Annotated in this window: 18 protein-coding genes; 8 read left to right on the top strand and 10 right to left on the bottom strand. The window is 37.7% G+C overall.

Annotated elements, in window-relative coordinates; all coding sequences use genetic code 11:
- Positions 1–48 precede the first annotated feature (48 nt).
- Entirely contained in the window at positions 49–423 is a 375-nt protein-coding gene (locus NDQ75_RS09625) for a DUF805 domain-containing protein (protein WP_202027265.1), read from the top strand.
- Positions 424–489: 66 nt separating this feature from the next.
- Here NDQ75_RS09625 and NDQ75_RS09620 read toward each other — a convergent pair whose 3' ends face one another.
- The gene (locus NDQ75_RS09620; protein ID WP_202027264.1) at positions 490–1,335 is read right to left on the bottom strand and encodes a DUF2911 domain-containing protein; all 846 of its coding nucleotides are present in this window, start codon (positions 1,333–1,335) and stop codon (positions 490–492) included.
- A 148-nt stretch (positions 1,336–1,483) separates the two neighbouring features.
- Between NDQ75_RS09620 and NDQ75_RS09615 the strand changes: the two genes are divergently transcribed.
- The gene (locus tag NDQ75_RS09615) at positions 1,484–2,788 is read left to right on the top strand and encodes a cryptochrome/photolyase family protein (RefSeq protein WP_202027263.1); all 1,305 of its coding nucleotides are present in this window, start codon (positions 1,484–1,486) and stop codon (positions 2,786–2,788) included.
- Between the two features lie 20 nt (positions 2,789–2,808).
- On the opposite strand, the gene NDQ75_RS09610 is transcribed toward NDQ75_RS09615, so the two are convergent.
- The 7 genes from NDQ75_RS09610 to NDQ75_RS09580 form a co-directional block, all read right to left on the bottom strand.
- Positions 2,809–3,444 carry a DUF2306 domain-containing protein gene (locus NDQ75_RS09610; protein ID WP_202027262.1) on the bottom strand — a complete coding sequence of 212 codons (636 nt, stop codon included), beginning with the start codon at positions 3,442–3,444 and terminating at the stop codon, positions 2,809–2,811.
- Positions 3,445–3,539: 95 nt separating this feature from the next.
- Positions 3,540–3,911 (bottom strand): VOC family protein, encoded by a 372-nt coding sequence (locus NDQ75_RS09605; protein ID WP_202027261.1) that lies wholly within the window; start codon positions 3,909–3,911, stop codon positions 3,540–3,542.
- Between the two features lie 61 nt (positions 3,912–3,972).
- Complete coding sequence (locus NDQ75_RS09600) at positions 3,973–4,392, bottom strand: hypothetical protein (RefSeq protein ID WP_202027260.1); 420 nt, start codon at positions 4,390–4,392, stop codon at positions 3,973–3,975.
- A 307-nt stretch (positions 4,393–4,699) separates the two neighbouring features.
- Complete coding sequence (locus NDQ75_RS09595) at positions 4,700–5,734, bottom strand: glycoside hydrolase family 43 protein (protein WP_202027259.1); 1,035 nt, start codon at positions 5,732–5,734, stop codon at positions 4,700–4,702.
- A 111-nt stretch (positions 5,735–5,845) separates the two neighbouring features.
- Positions 5,846–7,660 (bottom strand): 30S ribosomal protein S1, encoded by a 1,815-nt coding sequence (rpsA, locus tag NDQ75_RS09590; RefSeq protein ID WP_202027258.1) that lies wholly within the window; start codon positions 7,658–7,660, stop codon positions 5,846–5,848.
- A gap of 402 nt (positions 7,661–8,062) precedes the next feature.
- Complete coding sequence (locus NDQ75_RS09585; protein ID WP_202027257.1) at positions 8,063–8,983, bottom strand: mechanosensitive ion channel family protein; 921 nt, start codon at positions 8,981–8,983, stop codon at positions 8,063–8,065.
- A gap of 15 nt (positions 8,984–8,998) precedes the next feature.
- A complete protein-coding gene (locus NDQ75_RS09580; RefSeq protein ID WP_202027256.1) occupies positions 8,999–9,487 on the bottom strand; it encodes a Dps family protein in 489 nt (162 codons plus the stop codon).
- 162 nt (positions 9,488–9,649) lie between these two features.
- Here NDQ75_RS09580 and mnmE point away from each other — a divergent pair, with 162 nt between their 5' ends.
- The 5 genes from mnmE to NDQ75_RS09555 all read left to right on the top strand — a co-directional run bounded on the left by mnmE (position 9,650) and on the right by NDQ75_RS09555 (position 12,678).
- Positions 9,650–11,074 (top strand): tRNA uridine-5-carboxymethylaminomethyl(34) synthesis GTPase MnmE, encoded by a 1,425-nt coding sequence (gene mnmE / locus NDQ75_RS09575; RefSeq protein WP_202027255.1) that lies wholly within the window; start codon positions 9,650–9,652, stop codon positions 11,072–11,074.
- Between the two features lie 129 nt (positions 11,075–11,203).
- Positions 11,204–11,446, top strand: a complete 243-nt coding sequence (locus NDQ75_RS09570; protein ID WP_202027254.1) for a hypothetical protein — start codon at positions 11,204–11,206, stop codon at positions 11,444–11,446.
- Positions 11,439–11,729 carry a type II toxin-antitoxin system RelE/ParE family toxin gene (locus tag NDQ75_RS09565; protein ID WP_202027253.1) on the top strand — a complete coding sequence of 97 codons (291 nt, stop codon included), beginning with the start codon at positions 11,439–11,441 and terminating at the stop codon, positions 11,727–11,729. Before NDQ75_RS09570 ends, NDQ75_RS09565 begins: the two co-directional genes overlap by 8 nt.
- Positions 11,730–12,019: 290 nt before the next feature.
- Positions 12,020–12,316 (top strand): type II toxin-antitoxin system HigB family toxin, encoded by a 297-nt coding sequence (locus tag NDQ75_RS09560; protein ID WP_202027252.1) that lies wholly within the window; start codon positions 12,020–12,022, stop codon positions 12,314–12,316.
- 2 nt (positions 12,317–12,318) lie between these two features.
- Positions 12,319–12,678 (top strand): helix-turn-helix domain-containing protein, encoded by a 360-nt coding sequence (locus NDQ75_RS09555; RefSeq protein ID WP_202027251.1) that lies wholly within the window; start codon positions 12,319–12,321, stop codon positions 12,676–12,678.
- A gap of 44 nt (positions 12,679–12,722) precedes the next feature.
- Here NDQ75_RS09555 and NDQ75_RS09550 read toward each other — a convergent pair whose 3' ends face one another.
- On the bottom strand, positions 12,723–13,475 hold the full coding sequence (locus tag NDQ75_RS09550) for a hypothetical protein (protein WP_202027250.1): 753 nt from the start codon (positions 13,473–13,475) through the stop codon (positions 12,723–12,725).
- A gap of 202 nt (positions 13,476–13,677) precedes the next feature.
- Positions 13,678–14,406 (bottom strand): hypothetical protein, encoded by a 729-nt coding sequence (locus NDQ75_RS09545; protein WP_202027249.1) that lies wholly within the window; start codon positions 14,404–14,406, stop codon positions 13,678–13,680.
- A 487-nt stretch (positions 14,407–14,893) separates the two neighbouring features.
- Between NDQ75_RS09545 and NDQ75_RS09540 the strand changes: the two genes are divergently transcribed.
- Positions 14,894–25,051, top strand: a complete 10,158-nt coding sequence (locus NDQ75_RS09540) for an HYR domain-containing protein (protein WP_202027248.1) — start codon at positions 14,894–14,896, stop codon at positions 25,049–25,051.
- Positions 25,052–25,073: the final 22 nt, after the last annotated feature.

Here is a 25,073-nt window from a genome sequence, read left to right as displayed (position 1 = left end):
ACAGGGCGTAACCGAAAAGCCAAATGAGTAGGAACCTAAAATAATAATATGAATTGGTATTTAAAAGTTTTAAAAAATCACTACGCGGATTTTAATGGAAGAGCAAGAAGAAAAGAATATTGGATGTTCGCTCTTTTCAATCTTATTTTTGCTTTAATTGCAGGTGTATTAGACAATGTTACAGGACTTGCTTTTGAAGGTATAGGCTACGGCCCTATTTACATTGTCTATGGACTTATTGTATTAATTCCTGGAATTGCAGTTGCCGTAAGACGCTTGCATGACATTGGTAAAAGTGGATGGATGATGTTAGTGGGACTTATTCCTATTATTGGAGGTATTTGGCTATTTGTATTATTAGCTACTGATAGTGAAAATAAAACGAACGAATACGGTCCCAATCCCAAGTCCACAGAAATTTAATATAAAATAAGGCTGTCTTAGCCTATAAAAATTAGGTAAGACAGCCTAAAGAAATTAATATATCTTTTACTTAGCTCCCCATTCTGCTAATGAGTCTTGGTTAAGCTTTACGTAATCTTTATTTCCAGCTTTTTCCGCTGCAGCTAATGATTTTTTAGCGGTTTCTATGGCGCCTTTTTTATTTCCTTGTGCAGCTTGAATTAAAGATTTTTGACGAAGCATCCAAAAAGGGGCTTGTTTTTGGGAAGAAATAGCTTTATCAATCCACTCCTCTGCTTGCTTCAATTCCTTTTCTTCCTGTAAATAATAAACGGCTGCGGAATAGTAATCTCCAGCTTGAGGACCGTTCATTACTTTTTCAATACTAGCTATAGCTTTTTCTTGCGTAGGAACTTCAAATGGAACACTTACGTAAGTATTTTCCCAAACAATACCTATAGCAGCTCCGTTGTTGGTTAAGTTATCGATATCAATAGTGAAAGTTTCTACGTCAAAAGGAAGTTCATAAGTTTCTGCGGAAACTTTTGCAGCTACTTTGCTGTCGTCCCATTTTTGAGGATTTCCCCAATTGTTGGTATCAGTATAAAAATATACTTCCCAGTTTTTTTCATTAGGTTTGGTAAACAAAGCGTAGGTACCTTTTTCAACCTTTGTTCCGCCAATAGTTACATCATCACTAAAAGTTATCATGGTGTTTTGGTTGGCTCCTGTTCTCCATATTTCACCAAAAGGAACTAAATTCCCGAAAACTTCCCTTCCACGCATGGATGGTCTGGAATACTCAACAGTTACATCTGTTAAACCTACTTGTTGTTGCAACGTAGATTTCGGACTCGGTTGCGGGGTAGTAACTTGGGCCTGCAAAGCTACGCCAGTTAACACCAAGCAAACGGTTAATAAAAGCTTTTTCATTTTTTTTGATTATTTTAAATTAGTTATTAGTCCTACGAATTTACGCATAAAGCACATTCAAGTTGTTAACGAAATCTTAAAAGCATCATTAGTTGCACGATGCTTGTTTTGTTTAATTATTTTAGTGTTCTGATAAACAAAAAATACAATGAAGGATAAAATTTCCATTTTTTGGTTCCGCAGGGATTTAAGATTAGATGATAATGTTGGTTTTCTAGAAGCCCTGAAAGGGGAATTTCCTGTGATGCCCATATTTATTTTTGATAAACAGATTTTGGATGGGTTGCCTAAGGACGATGCACGAGTGACTTTCATTCATAAAAAGCTACAGGAAATGCGGGATGTCCTTCAAAAAGAACACAATAGCTCCTTAGCACTCTTTCATGACAATCCGAAAAGTGTATTTAAAATGCTCCTTTCGGATTACGACATTCAGGAAGTTTATACCAATCATGATTACGAACCTTACGCCAAAAAGAGGGATGAGGAAATTTCGGATTTATTGAATTCGGAAGGAATCTCATTCAAAACGTTTAAAGACCAAGTATTTTTTGAAAAAGATGAAGTGGTGAAAGATGATGGCGACCCTTATGTGGTGTACACCCCTTATATGAAGAAATGGAAAGAAAATTTCAGTAAAAAGGAGCTTACAATTCACTATACGAGTCAGTATCTTGACAATTTGGTTAAAAACACTCGCTTACCACAGTTGAGTTTATCCGATATCGGATTCGAAAAATCAAAAATTGAAGTAAAAGATTACGATGTAACACCAACTACCTTAGAAAATTATAAAGACACTAGGAATTATCCTGCCCAGCATGGAACTTCAAACCTGAGTGTACACTTGCGTTTTGGTACGGTAGGCTACCGAAAAATACTTAAAAAAGCGGTAGAAGCCAAAGAAGAAACTTTTTGGAACGAACTGATATGGCGCGAATTTTTCATGCAAATACTTTGGCATTTTCCAGAAACCGTGAACAATGCCTTTCGGGAAAAATACGACCGAATTGAATGGCGAAACAATGAAAAGGAATTCGAAAAGTGGTGTAAGGGGGAAACAGGTTATCCATTTGTAGATGCTGGGATGAGGCAATTAAATAAAACTGGATACATGCATAACCGTGTGCGTATGATTGTTGCCAGTTTTTTAACCAAACATTTGTTGGTCGATTGGCGCTGGGGAGAGGCCTATTTTGCTGAAAAACTACTGGACTACGAAATGTCTAGCAATGTAGGTAACTGGCAATGGGCTGCCGGAAGTGGCGTAGACGCCGCGCCTTACTTTAGAATTTTTAATCCGACTACCCAAATAAAAAAGTTCGATGAAGATTTAAAATACATTACACGCTGGGTAGAAGATTACAACGAGCTCACCTACCCTGATAGAATGGTAGATCATAAAGAAGCTCGGGAACGTTGTTTAAAGACTTACAAATCTGCTTTAGACTAAGAATTAAACTATCGTAAAGCCTAAATTTGCTGAGGATATGGTTTGGGATGTATCTTTTTTATTATAAAGTAAGCAACAACCAAATTTGGTACCCAACTCAACCAGCCTACAATAAGATAAGCAAGACGAAATTCTCCCAAAATTGCGGTTAACGCCGGTAGCCAAATACGTAATGTTACGGCGGAAAAACAAACTGCGTAGCTATATATCATAAAGTTCTGATGCTCTCTAATTTTTCCTTTAACAATCGCGTTATAGGCCAAAGCTGTTGTACTTAACCAAACCAAACCGCTTAAGGTAAAACCAATACTATTGCTTATTCCTCCCGTTGCAAATTGTGCAATATATGCGCCGCAAGTTCCGCTTATTAAAACTGCAAAAATGTATATTTTACCGATGTTTCTATGTAATTTAATATTTCTTCTTCGAAGTTTCGAACTGAATTGCATCCATCCAATAAGCGATGCAAGACCTCCAAGAGTTATATGTCCGTAAAACGCAATATTCCATATTTGATCAGCTAGTAATTCTGGAGTTTTGTTGAGTAACAAGCCAAAATTACCATCGATTAAAAAATAAATTATTGGATAGAGCCCAATGCCAATGCACATAAATGCAAATAGCACCCAAATACTTCTTCTTGCTAAGGTCTTCATTCTAATTGGTTAGTTGCTGATTAATAAGAAGTTAAATATATAAAAGTTTTCCAATTAAAACGATTCCTGAAGTTTATTATACGCTTAATATTAATTTAGATATGTTGATCAAACAGAATTACATTTCCATCGGGGTCGGATATGGTAAAACTGGCAGGTCCTGTGGAGTCTTCATCTATTTCTTTATCGATTTTGACGCCGTTAGCTTTTATTTCTTGCTGAATGGTTCTTATATCATCAAATTCTTTCAGTTTTTGGGCATTCGAATCCCAACCAGGATTGAAGGTTAAAATGTTTCCCTGAAACATTCCTTGAAACAAACCAATTAAACAATCCTTATTTTTCATAATAAGGTAGTTTTGCGACATGGAACCACCAAAAACAGAAAATCCTAAATTCTCATAAAACTTTTTGGAAACGCTAAGATTTTCGACGCTTAAACTAACTGAAAATGCTCCTAATTTCATAACTTATAGTATTGGTTGTTACCTACTTATTAAAATATGAAATTAAAAGGAATAATGGAAGTTATTTTTTGGAAAATGGTGTTAGATTAGGTGCTAATTCAATTCCTCCCAAAAATTCGTTCAGCACTTTTAGCGAAACCGGTGCAATTAAAGCCGCATTAATTTTGATTTTTTCTTCTGAAGTTTCCAGTTCAAAATCTTCTCCAAACTTTTTAATTCTTGTTATATCGCAAAGTTTCATTGATTTTTTAGGAAAAGAGTTTTTAGTAAGGACTCCGTTTTCAATCAACAAATAAGGTTTCATATTTCTGTATACAAAACGTCCATGATAAAGTGTGGCAAGTATTAGGTTTACAGATAAAAGCCAATAATTTCCTTTAGCTAAAAACAATGTAGCAATGGCCAAAATTTCCCACGCAACCCCTAAATACAGGTCTCGTTTCAATATTTTTGGATTATAGTTTATTTTAAGCGTACTCATTTAGTTTGATTTGAATTTAACTTCTTTCCCAAGGATCATTAATCCAAGTCCCAATCCCATGAGTACATACTCATAATATCCACTACTTTGATTTTCGAAAATATAGTTAAGCACTATCCCTGTCAAAAATATTGCAAACCCAATAATTCTTATTCTATTGGAAAGCAGTTCTTTTATTCGAGTAATCATATTAAAAGAAATTTCATTTATTGGCTATTTTCTTTAAAAATAGAAAATTATTTAAAATTCGCCGTAATTTCTTACCTAAAAATCAGACTTAAAACATTAAATAAAGAGAGATCGGCATTTATTCTGAAGAAATTTTTATAACCCTTTTTGCTTTAGTAGAATGGATGCTATTTATGAATCCGTTTTCATCGAATGTCAATTCATCCATGTTTACCACCCGATTTGCAGATGGCTTATCCGGATTAGCATGGGAGTGATAAAAAATCAGCCAGTTTTTTGAATTGGGGATTTTCAATACGCTATTGTGTCCCGGACCCGAAATGCCTTTTTTCAAGTTGTTCTTTAAAATAGGATTTTTCGGGAATTTCTGCCACATACCCAAAGGAGCATCTGAAGTTGCATATCCAACTCCATAATTAGGATCAGCATAGTGATTACCAGAATACATCATATAATAAATTCCATTTCTTTTAAAAACGGTCATTCCTTCGTTCGAGCGAGCTTTCATGCTGTTAATCCCTTCCCAATCCTGACTAGGATAAAGACACAACGTTGGTTCTGCTATGGGGCCTGAAAGGTTTTCAGCTAAAGGAACTCCGTAAATCATTCCCCAGAGATAGCCTTTACCTTCCCAGTGTTTTCCAACAGCACCCACTTTTTCATAATATAAATAAGGTTTTCCTTCATCTACAAAAACATGGGCATCAATACACGAAAAATTATAATCGAACAACGGCGCATGCATTTCTTCGAAAGGCCCTGATGGTTCGGCAGCAACGGCCACACAAATGCGCATGCCTTCTCCGTTAACGGTTTCCCCTTTTGCACTATAAAACATATAGAACCTATCTTGATATTGAATAACTTCAGGTGCCCAAAAGTTCTTTTGACCCCACCCTTCTTCTTTCTTTTTAAAGGCAAAACCTTTTTCTTGCCAATCAACTAAGTTGTTAGAAATCCAATATTTAAAACCCTCATTTGAAGCTGTAGTTCCATACAAATAATAGGTTCCTTCGTAATGTAAAACAAATGGATCTGCAATAAATGCATTTTCTATTAGTGGATTTTTATACTGGAGTGTTTGCGCTTTGGTTTGATTTGTGGTGAAAAACAAGAAAATAAAGAACCATAAGTAAACAAAAATAGATTTCATTGGTTTGGTGTTTGGTTGATGATTGCCGGCAAGTTAAAAATATAAATTTATAGCATAAAAAAACCACGCTCGAGGCGTGGTTTTTATAATTTTAAATGAATTGGAATCTAATTAAGACTTCCCTTCCATTTTATCTTTCAATGCTTGAAGCTCTGCGTTAGCATCACCAAGTGTTGTTTTCTCAGCTTGGTTGCTACGTTTTGCAGCGGCTTTAACATTTTTCTCTTCTTCTTCTTTGAAGATAGCTGTGTGAGAAGCTACTACTCTCTTGAATTCTTTGTTGAACTCAATGATTTTAAATTCAGCAGATTCTCCTTTTTTCAACTTCTTACCATCTTCTTTTTCTAAGTGACGAGAAGGTACAAATGCTACGATATCTTCGTTAAAGTCGATAGTAGCACCTTTGTCTACAATCTCTCCGATTTCCGCTTTGTGAACAGTTCCTTCAGCAAATTCTGCTTCGTACTTATCCCAAGGGTTTTCAGTAGTTTGTTTGTGACCAAGACTTAATTTACGTCCTTCAACATCCAATTCAAGAACTTCAACTTCTAGTTTGTCACCAACGTTTACAAATTCAGATGGGTGCTTGATTTTCTTAGTCCAAGAAAGATCAGAGATATAAATCAATCCGTCAATTCCTTCTTCTAATTCAACAAATACACCGAAGTTAGTAAAGTTACGAACGATTCCTGTGTGCTTAGAACCTACAGGATACTTAGAAGTAATATCTGTCCATGGATCTGGTGTCAATTGCTTGATACCAAGAGACATTTTACGGTCTTCACGATCTAAAGTAAGCACTACTGCTTCTACTTCGTCTCCAACATTTACGAAATCTTGAGCCGAACGTAAGTGCGTAGACCAAGACATTTCAGAAACGTGGATCAATCCTTCAACACCATCAGCAACTTCGATAAACGCACCGTAATCTGCAATAACAACTACTTTACCTTTAACTTTATCACCAACTTTTACTTCATCACCAAGAGCTTCCCATGGGTGTTTCTGTAATTGTTTAAGACCTAATTGAATTCTAGACTTGTTATCATCGAAGTCAAGGATTACCACATTCAATTTCTGATCTAATTCAACAACCTCATTCGGGTGGTTGATACGAGACCAAGAAAGATCTGTAATGTGGATAAGACCATCTACGCCACCAAGGTCGATGAATACCCCGTAAGAAGTAATGTTCTTAACGGTTCCTTCAAGAACTTGACCTTTTTCAAGCTGCCCGATGATTTCTTTTTTCTGCTCTTCGATATCTGCTTCGATAAGTGCTTTGTGGGAAACAACAACGTTTTTGAACTCATGGTTAATTTTAACCACTTTGAATTCCATTGTTTTACCTACATACGCATCGTAATCACGGATAGGCTTCACATCAATTTGAGATCCTGGCAAGAACGCTTCGATACCGAATACGTCAACGATCATACCACCTTTAGTTCTGCACTTAACAAAACCGTTTACAATCTCTCCTTTATCGTGAGCTGCATTTACCCTATCCCAAGCTTTAATAGTTCTCGCTTTACGGTGAGACAATACTAATTGTCCAGACTTGTCTTCGCGAACATCAATTAAAACTTCTACTTTATCCCCAACTTTTAAGTTTGGGTTGTATCGAAACTCGTTTAAAGAAATAACACCTTCCGACTTCGCATTGATATCGATAATTGCTTCTCTGTCTGTTAAGTGAACAACAGTTCCTTCAACTACCTCTTCATCTGCCGTGTCAACAAAGTTTTCTTCAACTAAGTTTTCGAACTCTTTTAATTTTTCGTCTTCAACTTGGTCAATTCCTTCTTCGTAATTGTGCCAGTTGAAATTCTGAAGAAACTCTTCCTGAGAAACTGTTTCTTTTTGTTCGTTTTTAGCTTCTGCAGCCTTTGCTTCAGCTACTTGTGCTTCTTTAGTTTCAGCCATGTGCTGATAATAAATTTGTATTCTGATTTAAATCAAGAGGTTCACATTATTTAAATACAGAAGATGTTTGTATAAAAAATTGATTTTCAACCCTTTTCCCTCTTGGGTATGCTAAAAAGGAGTGCAAACTTACAACTTAATTTTTGATTTTCAAACAAATAGAATCTAAAAAATAAATCTATTATTGTTGACCAACAGTAATAGTGTAGGATTGCTTTTGCTTGTTAATCGGTCAAAGAAATGGTATTTAAACCCTGCAATTTGTTGCAGAACTTTAGTGTTGCGAAAAAATTATGCTTTTGGAATATTAATTACCATAGAACAGGCAGTCACACAATAAGTTTATTTATGACGGTTTCTTTTTTACTGACCCAAACTGGAAATTGTTACACCCCATCCCGATTATTCTTCGGTTTCGCTTTGATTTTCTTGTGCTCCATTACTTCTCTCCATCGTTAACTTATTAGTAAAATCGATAGTTCGAATTGGGAACGGAATATTAATTCCTTTCTTATCAAAGGCTTTCTTAATAGCTACAATAGCTTGTCCTTTTGCTTTTAAAAGCTCCAAATTACTTTCAGAATTTACGGTAAAACGTACCTCAAAATTGATGGAACTGTCTGCAAATTCAGTATAGTAAAAGATTAGGTCATCATCCGATTTTATGGTATCGAAATTGCTTTTCAACGTGGTTAAAACGGTTTCTTCAACCAAATCCAAATCAGAGCTATACCCTACTCCACAGGAAAGAAAAACTTTAGCGGTTGGATTGGTGGAAAAATTTTCCAATGGGTTTTCCACAACCATTCTGTTGGGAAGAAATACCATATTATTGTCAGGTTGCCTGATAGTTACCATACGCAAGTCGATATCAACTACGCGGCCTCTATAGCCATTGCTTTTAACCCAATCTCCTATTTGTACATATTTAACAAAGGAAAGAACAATTCCGGAAAAAGTATTGGCTAAGGTTCCTTGTAACGCTAAACCAATAGCCAAACCAACTACCCCAGCACCAGCCAATAAAGAGGTCAGAAGTTTGCTTAAATTAAGAATACCCAAAGCAATGAATAGTCCGGCAAGGACTACCACTACGGAAACAATTTTGGCTAGTATTCGCTTAACACTGCTCTGCATAGAGGTACGCCCCAGGACGCGATACACCAGAGTATTAATATAGCCGGATAAAAAGAAGGCGCCGACAAATACAATGATGGCCAACAATAAATTAGGAAGGTTCACGACTATTGCATCTAGCCATGAACCTAACTCTTTTATCATTTTACCCCATGCTTCAGATAACTGATCTTTTAGTTGATCCATAAGGTATTATTTCAATTACTTCTTCAAAGTATCATTTGTTTTCATTCTCCAAGCATCCAGCATCCATGAAGTTTTCTCTAACTCTCTAATATAAGCACCAATTAAATCGATAGTACCTTCGTCGCCACCTTTATCGGCGGTCTCGACTACCTTACGCATTTGCTTTAAAATGGTTCCGTGGTCTTCCAACAGCGCTTCAATCATTTCTGTATCGGTGATGTCGCTTTTAGATTCTTTTACGTTAGAATTCTTCAAATAATCCGATAGATTACTCACAGGCATGTGACGCAATGTAAGAATACGTTCTGCGATTTCATCAATCTTCAATTTAGCATCATCGTAAAGCTCTTCAAACTTCTCGTGTAAATCGAAAAAATTCTTTCCGAAGATGTTCCAGTGAAAATTTCTAAGTTTTTGGTAGTATAAATGATAATCTGCCAATAAAACATTTAACTCTTTTACAGTACTTTCTGTTTTACCTTTATCTAAATTTAAATAGTTCATTATTTATATTTTGTTTTATGATTATAGCTTAAATGTACAAAGAATGATAAAAAATAAATAGTTTTTAACAAGGTTTAACTTGCATTGTTAAGCAAATTAAAAGGATTTGTAAAGCCTCTCACTTCGTATACTATTTGTACTTTTGCATCAAAATTTCTACGTATGAATACCCAAGATACTATTATTGCTTTAGCTACCCCCTCGGGTGCGGGAGCGATTGCTGTTTTAAGGATTTCCGGTAAAGAAGCCTTTGCTGTTGCAGAACCCTTTTTTAAATCAGTTAGCGGCAAGGTTCTGTCTAAGCAGAAATCGCATACCATTCATTTGGGGCATATTGTGGAAAACGAAAAACTGTTGGATGAAGTGTTGGTATCCCTTTTTAAAGGCCCCAATTCTTATACAGGAGAAAATGTAGTGGAAATCTCGTGCCACGGCTCACCTTTTATTCAGCAGGAAATATTACAATTATTTCTTCGGAATGGTTGCCGCATGGCGGATGCCGGGGAATTTACCCTGCGTGCCTTCCTTAACGGAAAATTAGATTTGAGTCAGGCTGAAGCTGTGGCAGACCTCATTGCCTCCGATAACGAAGCGAGCCATCAAATAGCCATGCAACAAATGCGTGGAGGCTTCAGTAATGAAATAAAAAAGCTTCGGGAGGAATTACTCAATTTCGCATCCCTCATCGAACTGGAACTAGACTTTGCTGAAGAGGATGTGGAATTTGCCGATCGCAGTGCTTTTAAGGAACTGCTAAACCGTATTCAATTAGTATTAAAAAGACTTATTGATTCTTTTGCCGTGGGTAATGTATTGAAAAACGGTATTCCTGTAGCTATTGTGGGAGAACCCAATGTGGGTAAGTCTACCCTACTCAATGCACTTTTAAATGAAGAACGCGCCATTGTTAGCGACATTGCAGGAACCACACGCGATACTATTGAAGATGAACTAAGTATCGGGGGAATCGGTTTCCGGTTTATTGATACCGCAGGGATACGGGAAACCAAAGATGTGGTGGAGAGTATTGGTATTAAAAAGACCTTTGAAAAAATTGAACAAGCCCAGGTGGTAGTGTACTTAATTGACAGTCAAAAATTGGCTGAAAACAGAGACACTTTTAAGGAAATACGAATAGAATTGGAAAAGATAAGAAACCGTTTTCCGCAAAAACCACTGGTAATTATCGCAAATAAAACAGATAAAGTAAAAAGTGAGGTAACGGACTTTATAAGTGCTGAATTACAGGAAATTAGCGCTGATAACGAAAAGACAAAGCACCTATTGCTTGCCGCTAAAACAGGTGTGGGTGTTGAGGAATTAAAGAACATCTTACTCAACTTTGTAAATACGGGTGCCCTGCGTAATAATGAAACCATTATTACCAACTCCCGCCACTACGATTCCTTACTGAAAGCCATGCAAGAAATTGACAGGGTTCAAGACGGAATGGCGGCCGGTATTTCCAGTGACCTACTGGCAATTGACATCCGCCAAGCGTTATATCATTTTGGTGAAATCACGGGAGAAATTACCACAGATGATTTATTAGGAAACATTTTTGCTAATTTCTGCATCGGGAAGTAGGTTTTTCGGGCCAAAATTATTTTAACCGTACTTTATAAGGTTCATGTTACAAGGAAAAAGTATCGCTCCGCCTTTAAACCTAGTAGGATCCAGTAAATTACTTTTGAATTTTATTATTAAATTTGTCTTATGGCAAGTATTCCAAACATAACAGTTGAACAATTAGCTGAGGCATTCCAAAACTTATCTCTACAGGAAAAAATTAAGTTATTTAAATTACTTCCTGAAGATTGGTTCAATTCTTCTGAACACTCACTTACTCTGTCTCAAAAGAAAGCGCTCGATAATGCTACAAAAAAGGAGTTAAACGGAGATGCCAACTTTGTTGGTTGGGACGAAGTTAAATCTTATGTAAAAAATAGGAATGCATAAGTATACGGTTGTATTTGAGGAAGATGCGAAATCTGATATCGCAGATTCTTATGATTGGTATAACAAAATCTCCTCAAAAATAGCGGATAACTTTTTGCATCAAATAGAGAATTCTATTTCTTATTTAGAAAGAGATCCTTTTTTATTTCAAATTGTTTACAAAGACTTTAGGCAAGTTACTTTAAAAAAATACCCCTTTGTATTAGTATTTAAAATAGACAATAAGATTGTTAAGATTTATAGAGCTTTTGCGACCAAAAAAAATCCCTCTAGTAAATTTTAATTAAGTGGCTTGAATAAGCTAAACATTCATTAAGAACATCCTACCAATAACAAAAAAAATAGTACATCTTTTTTACACTTTACACCCTCTTTTCACTCTATATGCAAGGAAAGTTACATATTGTATGGGGAAGTAGGTTTTTTGGGGGTTAGGTGATAGGTTTTAGATAAAGTACTTACAAATATCTTGTTACAAAGTTCAATTCTTAAATTTATTTTATAATTCAAAATTTTATTTTGTAAATCAAAATTTCAAAGTATCTTTGATGTGTGATAACTTATGTTTAAACCATGCGTATAGTTACTTATAAAAGAATTAAAGAGTTTATAGAGATACACGCAGATAGTGAAACCCCCTTAAACTTATGGTATCATAACGTAAAGGTGAAGGAATGGGAAAACATCAATGAATTAAGGAAGGATTTTAATAGCGTTGATTATGTTGGAAATCATCGTTTTGTTTTCAATATAAAAGGAAATGATTACCGGTTGGTAGCTATTATTTCTTTTAATGCCAAAAAAGTTTACATAAGGTTTATAGGCACTCATGCTGAATATGATAAAATTAAAGACATTAAAAACGTTTAGCCATGATACAAACAGAAAAAGAGTATAACGCCATTGTTGAACGCGTGGAAGAATTGTTACAAAATTCGGAAAATATAGAAAACAAAGATACCAAAGGTTATATAGAACTCAATCTCTTAACGGATCTTGTTGCAGATTACGAAGAACGCTATTACCCTGTAAACAAACCCTCTCTTGTAGACGTTATTAAACTAAGAATGGTAGAAATGGGATTAAACCAAAAGCGTTTGTCTGAGCTTTTAGGAGTAAGTACCTCTAGAGTTAGCGAGTATCTTAACGGAAAAAGCGAACCAACTTTAAAAGTAGCAAGGGATATAAGCGTAAAACTTGGCATTGATGCTTCAATAGTATTGGGAGTTTAAAACGATTTTTAACTTTACCCGGTGCTATTCAAATGATTTTCATTCTAATTGTGTGCAATGTGGAAATTATACAGTTCCTTCGGAAGAATATAAACTTCCATGGCAAGAATATATAATTCCTTCGGAAGAATATAAACTTCCCTGACAAGAATATACAGTTCCCTCGGAAGAATATAAATTTCCCTGACAAGAATATACAGTTCCCTCGGAAGAATATAAATTTCCCTGACGAGAATATACAGTTCCCTCGAAAGAATGTAAATTTCCCTGACAAGAATATACAGTTTCCCCGAAAGAATATAAACTTCCCTGAGAAGAATATATAGTTCCCTCGGAAGAATATAAATTTCCATGACAAGAATGTATAGTTCCTTCGAAAGAATATACAGTTCCCTCAAAAGAATATAAACTTCCCTGACAAGAATATACAGTTCCTTCGGAAGAATATTAACTTCCCTGACGAGAATATACAGTTCCCTCGAAAGAATGTAAATTTCCCTGACAAGAATATACAGTTTCCCCGAAAGAATATAAACTTCCCTGAGAAGAATATATAGTTCCCTCGGAAGAATATAAATTTCCATGACAAGAATGTATAGTTCCTTCGAAAGAATATACAGTTCCCTCGAAAGAATATAAATTTCCATGACAAGAATATATAGTTCCATCGAAAGAATATAAACTTCCCTGACGAGAATATACAGTTCCCTCAAAAGAATATAAACTTCCCTGACGAGAATATACAGTTCCCTCGAAAGAATGTAAACTTCCCTGACAAGAATATACAGTTCCCTCAAAAGAATATAAACTTCCCTGACAAGAATATAAAATAGTAAGGCTTAGAGATTTTTTGGCATTCTGGGATTTTTAAAATGCTATTTTAGAAAAGAAAGTAAAGTTCTCTATATCGCAATTAAAGAATTGGAATATATCAGATCAAATTGAACAAGAACTTTACTTTTAAATGGTTTTGAACTAATGGAGATATCTTAATGGGGTTTACTTTGCTGCGAAATTTACGAACTCCACCCTACTCACTTTGTCATACTCTGGGGAGGTGGCGCCGTAGACGCTTTTTACGTATTTCTTTACGGATAGTGCCGTATCATAGAGTCCTGTATCTTCTGCATAGAGCAAGTTATCCCTTTCTATTAGCAAAGTATTAAAGCTGGCCTCTGATGTATTTACCTGCTGTGTGCTGGAAGTTAAATCTGCAACGTATTGGTCTAAGCTCACTAAAGTTAGATCTGCTGTGTTAGGGTTGTAATTGGGAATGGTTTTTAGTAATTGCACCAAAATGGAAAAGTTTTCTGCCAATTGATTGTACGATTGTCGAGAGGTTGATATGGTTTTCACGTCCTCTCCTTCCCTAGTCTCTTTTTTGGGCTTGGCGTAATTTGAACCCTGAATTTGATTTCGTAAGGATTTTGCTTGCTGAAGGGTTCCTTCATTTAAGTTCAAAATTTCTAAATGGTTAATAATACGGGTGGTTAATGGCTTTAGATTTTCAAAAACTTCCTGTCGGTTATGAATGGCTTTTTTATTGTCGGTACGTTTCTGCTCCAGTTCGGTAAGAACAATGCGTGCTTTGTTATACAGTTCCCGAAGATTTTCCAATATTAAACTTTCAATTGGCGGATTGTAGTTTTCGTAAACCGCTACCTGTTCCATTAATAATTGGAAATTCGCCACATTAATGGCATGCCCTGTTTCATTTTGAAGTTTCATAAATTCTATGTTTTATTGTTTATAATCATTGAATTTAAAAAAACTATGGTTTTATTCGGTTTTAAAAATGTTAAATATAGAATATAATTTATACATCAACTAAAAGAAAGGTGTCTTTTAAGTGTTATATGTTAAATTATTCGTTTTATATGGACTCCAGCCATCCTAATCAAATTACAGTTCTCCCAAATTGGATTCGTGGGCGGAATAGAGGTTGCGCATAAGATATACCTATTGAATATCGCCATACTTATCCTGTTTAAATACATAATTAAAAACTGACCTCTACCAACTTAATTATCCTAAACATCGAATTATATTTAGAAAAATTCTTACACTTTTAACCATAAAAACCCACATGCATAAAAGATAAAATGTTAAATTGCAGTTAATTTGTTTTAGTCTACCTTACGGCGTTTTGAAGTAATTATAAGAAACAACAGGGGTGATCTAAAAATTCGGTTTTCAATATTTTAACCATATAGTAATGAAAATAAGTTTACCCTTTTATAACGCTAAAAAAGGATTTTTAAAAAGCGCTTTGTTTGGCTTGATGCTGTTTTTGGTTTCGTTGGGGAGTTTTGCCCAAACAGCCGAAACAGAACCCAATGATGATTGCTCTACTGCCAAGGTAATTGGAGGGTATGGAACCTTTACAGGAGCATTCGAAAGCGGCACTGACATAGATTTTTGGGTAATAACGCCAAGTTCAACTGGTGACATCACAATTACCGTGGACTATCCTGATCCGGCAATGTTCGGGAATATGCGTATTCAGTTTTTAGATGGAAATGACCCATGTTCACCAAGTAATTCTTTCAAGAATACGGATCTTTGGGGGTTTGATGGTCCTTCAGCCAGTACTACCATTCAAGTCTCATCGCAAAGCGAAGTAGGAAAAGGTTCTCCTAATAATGCAGTTCGACTTAGATTCACTAATCAAGATGATTTTGGGCCTACGTATCCTTTGGACTATACCATCACACTTTCTGGGTCTGCGACTATTGATCCGGGTACTTCACCAGCTCCACCAGCCAGTCCGGGGGGAGTTTCTGGGGCCGACTTGTGGTTGAAAGCTGATGCAGGTGTTATTCCCTCAACAGGAAATTTGGCTACTTGGACAGACCAGACCAGTAATCATACAACTAGCATTGCGGGGAATCCTCAGGTCACCTCCCAACGGGCAAATTTTAACCCAACTATAGTTTTTGATGGAGTAAATGATAGGATTTCTATTCCCTACGCTTCCAGTTTAAATACGCCTTCTTTTACCCTAAGTACAGTAGTTAGTGCTAACCAATTGACTAATAGTGCCAACATTATAAATAGTCTTGATCTAACCTCTCCCACCATAGCTGGATATGCCTTGGAAATAAACGCTGCAGAATGGTTTTTTTTCACAGCAAATGGTTCAACATTAACTGAAATAAGTGGGGGATTTGTTAACCCGAATGAATGGAAACTCTTTACGTCCAAATATGATGGGTCCTCCTTAAGGTTTTATGTAGATGGTGCGCTAGTTGGGACAGAATCAACTAGTATGGCTCTAAATGCACAACGGAGTTTTAAAATTGCCCATACGGAAACCGCTACTTCAAACCCAATATCATTACTACCTGGAGAAATTGCAGAGATTTCTTTTTACGGGAATAGTCTGGCCTCCAATGATCAAACAAAACTTGAAAGTTATTTGGCATTAAAATATGGAATTACTCTTGACCAAAATGTGGGCAATTATGTCAATTCTGTCGGTGCAGTCCTTTGGAATAATTCCACCTACTGGAATGATGTATTTGGAATAGGAAGGGACGATGTATCCAGTCTCAACCAAAATCAATCCAACAGTAACAATACAGGCTCAGCTGATGGAACTGGCCAAAGTGGTCTAGGAAATATTGTTTTCGGTAACCCTTCTTCTTTGGGTGATGGCGACTTTTTAATTACGGGCCATGATAATGGAGCTTTAACAGAGCAAAGTAATGAAGTACCGGCGAGTTTGGCTGGTTCACAACGAATCGAAAGAGAATGGCTGGTTAGGCATACAGGTGATGTAGGTACTGTTGACCTTACTTTTGATATAAATGGTCTTACTGTTACTGGTACTACTGCTTCTGAAATCAAATTACTGATTGATGCTGATGGAGATTTCAGTGCAGGGGCAACTGTGGTGGATGCAACAGCCCTTACGGGGGGAGTAGTGTCCTTTGATGCGGTCACCTTGCCAGATGGCAACTACTTTACCTTTGTAACAGATTTACCTGTATCAAATAATTCACTCTTTGCTTCAAGTAACTTATGGCTTAAAGCCGATGATGGAGTCTCTCCCGCATCAGGTACCTTAACTGGATGGACTGACCAAAGCGGAACTAATACTTTTACAGTATCAGGAGATCCACAAACAGGAATAGATTCTATAAACTTTAATAACGCAATCTCTTTTGATGGTTCTGGAGATTATTTGGCGGGTGATACATCAATTAAATTTCAGAATGTTTATGCCGTTATTAAGCGTGATGCTGGTGGTAACCTAACAGTCTTAAGTGCTGCTACCGGCGGTTCAAATAGAGGTTATGTTATTAAAAATGATAACATGAGTACAGGGAATAATGATGGAAACAATTACTTTCAATCTGCGGATACGTTAGGAACCACACAAGCCCGTCTTGCTAATATTGAAATTGTAGAGAATGCACCTGCTACCGGTCAAAAATCATTTATAGATGGACAAGAGTTTGCTACTTCTTCAATTCTGGGTTCAGGTAATTATTCAAATTTTGAGGATCTTCCATTTGTTGGTCGCTCTCAAGATCCATCAGAGCCGGATTATTTCAATGGAAAAATAGCAGAGTTAATTATGTATCCCGCTATACATTCAGATTTAGAACGAAATAAAATAGAATCTTATTTAGCTATTAAATATGGTATATCCTTAAATCCCTCTACTACTAATTATATTGATTCCAACAGTACTGTTATCTGGAATAACGCTACTTATTGGAATGATGTGTTTGGTATTGGTCAAGATGATGGAAGTAGTTTAAACCAACGTTCTTCTAATAGTATTAATACAGGTTCTGGGGATGGGACTGGCCAAAGCGGAAAAGGAAACATCGTATTGAGCAATCCTTCTTCTCTTGAAGATGGCGACTTTTTGATGCTAGGCCATGATAATGGAGCACTCACAGAGCAAGCCACAGAAGTACCGGCAAGTTTGGCTGGTGCACAACGAATAGGTAGGGAATGGCTGGTTAGGCATACCGGAGATGTAGGAACCGTTGACCTTACTGTTGATATGAATGGGTTGACAGTTACTGGTACTACTGCTTTTGAAATAAAATTACTGATTGATGCTGATGGAGATTTCAGTGCAGGTGCTACTGTTGTGGATGCAGACAATTTTTCTAATAATGTAGTTACGTTTAGCGGTGTAACCTTACCAGATGCGAATTACATTACTATAATTACAAAACTCCCTTTGTTTTTGAGCTCAAACCTATGGCTTAAAGCCGATGCAGGTACTACCAATAGCGGAGCCAACCTAAGCGGCTGGGTTGACCAAACGGGCACCAATACCTTTACTGTTACCGGTACCCCAGGCTATCAAACCAATGCCATCAACTTTAATCCCTTCGTAAGCTTTGACAATCAAGAAGGAATTACACAATTGCCAGGAGATCGACTAAATGGAGACACAGAGATAAACTTTGTATCTGGGTTTGCTGTTTATAAAAAAGGGGTCGATGAATACGGAACAATTGTAGGTGGTGTTAATCCTGGTGCGGATTTTGGTAAGGCCATTTTTGGGGGAAGAAGTACAAATACTTATGTGGCCAATGGAAATAACGCAGCCTATAATGCCTTTACTAACCCTACTTCATTTAGCCAGTCGAATATTGTTTATTTTGATGTAAGTTTAACCACCCATCCGTTTGCCAGTGCTGCAGTGAATAGGTTAGATCAGACCGTTAGAACTGCGGGTATTGCATTTAACTCTTTTTCATTTACACCTATGATTGGTGGCACGAATAATGCGGGAAATGCCAATGGTTGGCCACAATTTCAAGGTGATGTAGCTGAAGTAATTTTATACCCATCCAGTCTTTCCAGCCAAGATAAGTTAAGGGTGGAAACTTATCTAGCCCTTAAATACGGAATCACCATAAAAAATGCAGCTGGAAATAGTATTTACTTAAATTCATCAGGGGGAGTGATTTACGTATCAAGTTCATTTACAAATGATATATTTGGCATTGGTAAAGATGATACCTCTGGACTGGAACAGACTCAATCCAATAGTATCAATACGGGAAGTGGTGACGGAACCGGACAAACCGGGAAAGGAAATATTGTTATCAGCAACCCTTCTTCTTTGGATGATGGCGACTTTTTAATTACGGGCCATGATAATGGAGCACTCACAGAGCAAGCCACGGAAGTGCCTGCAAGTTTGGCTGGTGCACAACGAATAGGAAGAGAATGGCATGTTAGGCATACCAGAGATGTAGGTACCGTTGACCTTACTTTTGATATAAATGGTCTTACTGTTACTGGCAATAATGTTTTTGAATTTAAATTACTGATTGATGATGCGGATGGAGACTTTACTTCGGGAGCAACTGTTGTAGACGCAACTTCTTTTTCCAATAATATTGTTGCTTTTAATGGTGTAACTCTTCCAAATAATAGCCATTTTACCATCGTTACCAAATTGCCATTAGTTTTAACTTCAAACCTTTGGCTGAAAGCAGATGCGGGTGTAAGCAGTTCGGGTACAAGCTTAAACAATTGGACAGATCAAACAGGTACAAATACCTTTACTAAATTTGGGACAATTAATTACGAACAGGAACAGATCAACTTTAATCCAACAGTTCGGTTCAACAATACCAATGCGATTACTGCCACTCCATCAAATAGACTTGAGGGAAATACCAGTATCGAGTATGTAGATGGATTTGCGGTGTATAAGCATACCAACGCGAATTCAAATTTCATAGGTTCAGTCAATTCCGTAAATAATTACAGTTCTGCAATTTTTGCCAGTGCCGGAAGTAACACTTCATGGGTGGGAAATGGCTCAAATCTTACCTATTCACACTTCTCTGCTCCTGGTTTAGATAACCAGTTTAACCTGGTAAACATTGATGTGAGTTTGTCAGCATCTCCCTTTGCAACGGGTAGGTTGAATGGAGTGGCGCAGAGCTTGATACCAGGAAACGGAGGGGATTACGGAAGTATTGTTTTCACTCCAATGATAGGAGGTGGAGATAATAATTTAGATACCAATGGCTGGGGACATATGAGGGGAGATGTGGCAGAGGTGATCCTATTCCCAATAAGTTTAAGTGCAAGCGATAAAAACAAAGTCGAGTCCTATTTCGCCATCAAATACGGCATACATAAGGCAGGCGATTATATTGATTTCAATGGCACTGTTGTTTGGAACGCTACTGCCAATGCCACCTACCATCAGGATGTGTTTGGTATAGGAAAAGATGATACAATTGGATTGAACCAAACCCAATCTAACAGCATAAATACAGGCTCTGGTGATGGAACAGGACAAACTGGAAGTGGGAACCTGGTACTTCGTAATCCAGATGACTTAGACGACGGAGAATTTATGCTTATTGGTCATAACAACGCACCCTTAAACGAAAAACCCAATGAAATACCTGGAAATTTGGCTGGAGTTTTAAGGTTAGAAAGAGAATGGTTTATAAAACATACAGGCGATGTTGGCGCTGTAGAAATGTCTTTTGATCTTAATGATATTGACGTCACAGGATCAACTGCTGACGATTTTCGCTTAATCTTAGACAGCGACGGGGATGGAGATGTAACAACGGGACAACCGATTATCTACCAAGCCGATAATTATACAGGTGAAATAATAACTTTTAAAGGCATAGATATACCAAGTAATAGTGAAAGAGCTATGATATTGGTTACTGAAGCACCTTCTCCTGGTGGCGTTACAAACGAGGTACTATGGTTAGAAGGGAACGCTGGTGTTGGTAACACAGGAAATGGAACTAATGTTACGGCTTGGGCAGATCAAACAGCAATTAATTTATTTACAGTTACTGGGGCTCCAACTTATATTGACTCAGCAATTAACTTCAATGGTGCTGTTAGTTTCAATAACACGAATGATCCGGATGTATTACCCACTAATTATATTGAAGGAAGTACCGAAATAACGGGTGAATCAGCATTCGTTGTAATGAGTAGTAATTCAAATACTTCTACCTTATTAGGAAGTAGCGTAGCTGGAACCAATTTTGGTCCCGCTTGGTTTGGCTATGATGGTAACAACAATCTTAGTGCTTCAACAGGAACAACGAATGAAATAAAAAGCTTCAACAATCCAAATCCGAACAATTATACCCTTGTTTATATGAATATCGGCGAAAGTCCGGGAACTTATACGCTAAATGGGTTGGAAGGTAACTTAACACTTAATACTACGGATTTTAATAGTATCGCTTTGACACCAATTATTGGCGGAACCAATAACAATGGTAATATAAATGGATTCCATCCTTTTGATGGTGAGGTAGCTGAAATTATAGTATACCCATCAACACTACCGCCTGCGGATCGTCTAGAAGTTGAATCCTATTTAGCTATAAAATATGGTATAACATTAGATCCTTCCGTAAGCAATTATATTGATAGTGATGGAAATGTCCTTTGGAATAATACAACTTATTGGAATGATGTGTTTGGTATTGGGCAAGATATCAGCAGTGGTTTATTACAAAACACTTCCAATAGTATAAACACTGGTAGTGGTGATGGAACGGGCCAAAACGGGTTGGGAAATATTGTTATTTCCAATCCAAGTGCTTTAGATAATTTAGACTTTTTATTAATTGGTAACGATGCCGCAGCGTTAACACCGCAAATAACTACTACCGATTTGCCTTCAACGCTTACCGATGCGTGTGCCCAAAGAATCCCTCGAGAATGGAAAGTGCAACATACTAATGATATAGGCACGATAGACCTAACGTTTGACATTTCTGGAATAACTGTTGGAGGTACCGCTGCTAATCAATTTAAAATGATCATTGATACGGATGGTGATGGAGACCTTTCGAATGCAAACATTATTGACGCATCAAGTCTTACGGCTCAAACAGTAAGCTTTAACAATGTAACTTTAGCTAACGATGCAGTTTTTACTTTTGTGACAAATCTCGATACGGAAGCTCCAATAGTAATAACTCAGGACATTACCGTACAGCTCGATGCCTCTGGGAATGTGTCCATAACGCCAGATCAAGTTGATGATAACAGTACGGATTGTAATATTGCAAACAGAACCTTGGACATCAATACTTTTGACTGTTCCAATATCGGGGACAATACCGTAACGCTTACTGTAACCGATGCCAGTGGAAACAGTGCCACCGCAACGGCCACCGTAACTGTTGCAGATAGCTTACTCCCTACCGCAACAGCGCAGGACATTACCGTGCAGCTCGATGCCTCCGGGAATGTCTCCATAACGCCAGATCAAGTTGATAACGGCAGCACGGATAATTGTAATATTGTAAACAGGACTTTGGACATTTCTACTTTTGATTGCTCCAATATCGGGGACAATACCGTAACGCTTACCGTATCCGATGCAAGTGGAAACACGGCCACCACAACGGCGACAGTAGCCGTAGAAGATAACGTTCTCCCTACCGCAACAGCACAGGACATCACCGTCCAGCTCGATGCCTCTGGGAATGTGTCCATAACTCCGGACCAAGTTGATAACGGCAGTACGGATAATTGCAGTGTTACAAACAGAACCTTGGACATCGATACTTTTGACTGTTCCAATATCGGGGCCAATACCGTAACGCTTACCGTAGCCGACGCAAGTGGAAACACGGTTACCGCAACGGCAACAGTAACTGTTGTAGATAGCGTACTCCCTACCGCAACAACGCAGGACATTACCGTGCAGCTCGATGCCTCTGGGAATGTGTCCATAACCCCGGATCAAGTTGATAACGGCAGTACGGATAATTGTAGTGTTGCCAACCGAACCTTGGACATCGATACTTTTGACTGTTCCAATATAGGGGCCAATACCGTTACCCTTTCCGTAACCGATGCAAATGGAAACACCTCCACTGCAACGGCGACAGTAACCGTGGAAGATAACGTACCTCCTACCGTAACAACGCAGGACATCACCGTACAGCTCGATGCCTCTGGGAATGTGTCCATAACGCCAGATCAAGTTGATAACGGAAGTACGGATAATTGCAGTGTTGCCAACCGAACATTGGACATCGCTACTTTTGATTGCTCCAATATCGGGGCCAATACCGTTACCCTTTCCGTAACCGATGCAAATGGAAACACTGCCACTGCAACGGCGACAGTAACCGTAGAAGATAACGTACCCCCTACCGTAACCGCACAGGATATTACCGTGCAGCTCGATGCATCCGGGAATGTATCCATCACTCCCGATCAAGTTGATAACGGCAGTACGGATAATTGTAGTGTTGCCAACAGAACCTTGGACATCGATACTTTTGACTGTTCCAATATCGGGGCCAATACCGTTACCCTTTCCGTAACCGATGCAAATGGAAACACTGCCACTGCAACGGCGACGGTAACTGTTGAAGATAACGTACCTCCTACCGTAACAGCACAGAACATCACCGTCCAGCTCGATGCATCCGGGAATGTGTCCATAACTCCGGACCAAGTTGATAACGGCAGTACGGATAATTGTAGTGTTGCCAACCGAACCTTGGACATCGCTACTTTTGATTGCTCCAATATCGGGGCCAATACCGTTACCCTTTCCGTAACCGATGCAAATGGAAACACTGCCACTGCAACGGCGACAGTAACCGTAGAAGATAACGTACCCCCTACCGTAACCGCACAGGATATTACCGTGCAGCTCGATGCATCCGGGAATGTGTCCATCACTCCCGATCAAGTTGATAACGGCAGTACGGATAATTGTAGTGTTGCCAACAGAACCTTGGACATCGATACTTTTGACTGTTCCAATATCGGGGCCAATACCGTTACCCTTTCCGTAACCGATGCAAATGGAAACACTGCCACTGCAACGGCGACGGTAACTGTTGAAGATAACGTACCTCCTACCGTAACAGCACAGAACATCACCGTCCAGCTCGATGCATCCGGGAATGTGTCCATAACCCCAGATCAAGTTGATAACGGCAGTACGGATAACTGTGGTGTTACAAACAGAACCTTGGACATCGATACTTTTGATTGTTCCAATATCGGGGCAAATACCGTTACCCTTTCCGTAACCGATGCCAGTGGAAATACTTCTACCGCAACGGCGACGGTAACTGTTGAAGAAAATGGTTCACCAATTATTAATTGTATAGGTAACCAAAGTAGAAATGCTGACAATGGAAATTGTTTCTATACCGTAGTTGGCAGCGAATTTGATCCTACACTTTTAAGTGATAATTGTACTGTGTCTTCAGTTATTAACAACTTTAACGGCTTAAATACATTAAACGGGGCTCAAATTCCAAATGGAACTAATATTACTTGGACCATTACCGATTCAAGTGGAAACACTAGCAGTTGTAGTTTCACCATCACCGTAAACGATGTAGAAGCTCCTTCTCCAGATGTAAATACGCTTCCTGATATTACTGGTAACATTGGCATTCCTCTTTCTGTTACTCCGCCAACAGCCACCGATAATTGTGCGGGTTCTATCACAGCTACAACCACAGATCCTCTCATATATAATACGGCCGGAACATATACGATCACGTGGGTTTATAATGATGGAAGTGGAAATGCCACTACACAAACACAAGATGCTATTATTGAAATTGAGGATGAGCCTGAACCTGTTGATGTTATAACGATAGGCAATCAAAACTATATAGATCCACAAGAAGATTTATTCTACTTAATAGACTGTAATAACAATGTACAAAGTGTAGATGTTTCTATAGTAACAGAACAGAATGCAACGGTTTCACCTAACGATAATTTCACTATCGATACGCCTAGACCAGGCATATACACTCAGGAAGTTATAATTACTTCTCAAGACCAAAGCAATTCAAAAACTTACACTATAACTATTGAGAAACGCTTTGAGTTTTCTGATATTGTCATTCAAAAATTTGACAACGTTTTATTAATCAATAATAATAGTGGTACCAATGGTGGTTATGATTTTGTTTCTTACGAATGGTATAAAAATGGACAACTTGTAGGTACTGAGCAATATTATTCTGCCGGACAAAATGTGAATGACATTCTGGATACTTCTGCGGAGTACTACGCAGTAATGACTACAAGATCAGGGGAAATTCTTCGAACATGTGATATTGATATCGATTTAAAATATTCTCATAACATTTCCCTCTTCCCCAACCCAACGCTTAAAGGAAGAACTTTTACTGTAAAGGTAGATGTACCAGATGAAGATTTAAAAAATATGAAGATTGGAATTTATACCCTTTCTGGAGAACTTGTAAAAGAGGTGAAGAGTACCACTAGAGATACAAAAATAACGGTGCCATTTCAACTGTCTTCAGCAACATATTTAGTACGGGTTAACACTCCAAAATTTAGTAAAACTCTTAAGTTGATTGTTTACCAGAAATAAGTTTAATAGTTGTTATACAAAA

It is taken from the genome of Galbibacter mesophilus, from assembly GCF_023721415.1.
In the GTDB taxonomy this organism is placed as follows: domain Bacteria; phylum Bacteroidota; class Bacteroidia; order Flavobacteriales; family Flavobacteriaceae; genus Galbibacter; species Galbibacter mesophilus.
Note: the sequence above shows the minus strand (reverse complement) of the source record. Positions and strands in the feature narration are given on the sequence as shown.

Coding starts and splice junctions, on each gene's coding strand:
- NDQ75_RS09625 (WP_202027265.1), top strand. CDS start 49: ATGAATTGGTATTTAAAAGTTTTAAAAAATCACTACGCGGATTTTAAT.
- NDQ75_RS09545 (WP_202027249.1), bottom strand. CDS start 14,406: ATGAAACTTCAAAATGAAACAGGGCATGCCATTAATGTGGCGAATTTC.
- NDQ75_RS09600 (WP_202027260.1), bottom strand. CDS start 4,392: ATGAGTACGCTTAAAATAAACTATAATCCAAAAATATTGAAACGAGAC.
- NDQ75_RS09570 (WP_202027254.1), top strand. CDS start 11,204: ATGGCAAGTATTCCAAACATAACAGTTGAACAATTAGCTGAGGCATTC.
- NDQ75_RS09540 (WP_202027248.1), top strand. CDS start 14,894: ATGAAAATAAGTTTACCCTTTTATAACGCTAAAAAAGGATTTTTAAAA.
- NDQ75_RS09620 (WP_202027264.1), bottom strand. CDS start 1,335: ATGAAAAAGCTTTTATTAACCGTTTGCTTGGTGTTAACTGGCGTAGCT.
- NDQ75_RS09585 (WP_202027257.1), bottom strand. CDS start 8,983: ATGGATCAACTAAAAGATCAGTTATCTGAAGCATGGGGTAAAATGATA.
- mnmE (WP_202027255.1), top strand. CDS start 9,650: ATGAATACCCAAGATACTATTATTGCTTTAGCTACCCCCTCGGGTGCG.
- NDQ75_RS09580 (WP_202027256.1), bottom strand. CDS start 9,487: ATGAACTATTTAAATTTAGATAAAGGTAAAACAGAAAGTACTGTAAAA.
- NDQ75_RS09605 (WP_202027261.1), bottom strand. CDS start 3,911: ATGAAATTAGGAGCATTTTCAGTTAGTTTAAGCGTCGAAAATCTTAGC.
- NDQ75_RS09560 (WP_202027252.1), top strand. CDS start 12,020: ATGCGTATAGTTACTTATAAAAGAATTAAAGAGTTTATAGAGATACAC.
- NDQ75_RS09595 (WP_202027259.1), bottom strand. CDS start 5,734: ATGAAATCTATTTTTGTTTACTTATGGTTCTTTATTTTCTTGTTTTTC.
- NDQ75_RS09555 (WP_202027251.1), top strand. CDS start 12,319: ATGATACAAACAGAAAAAGAGTATAACGCCATTGTTGAACGCGTGGAA.
- rpsA (WP_202027258.1), bottom strand. CDS start 7,660: ATGGCTGAAACTAAAGAAGCACAAGTAGCTGAAGCAAAGGCTGCAGAA.
- NDQ75_RS09565 (WP_202027253.1), top strand. CDS start 11,439: ATGCATAAGTATACGGTTGTATTTGAGGAAGATGCGAAATCTGATATC.
- NDQ75_RS09610 (WP_202027262.1), bottom strand. CDS start 3,444: ATGAAGACCTTAGCAAGAAGAAGTATTTGGGTGCTATTTGCATTTATG.
- NDQ75_RS09615 (WP_202027263.1), top strand. CDS start 1,484: ATGAAGGATAAAATTTCCATTTTTTGGTTCCGCAGGGATTTAAGATTA.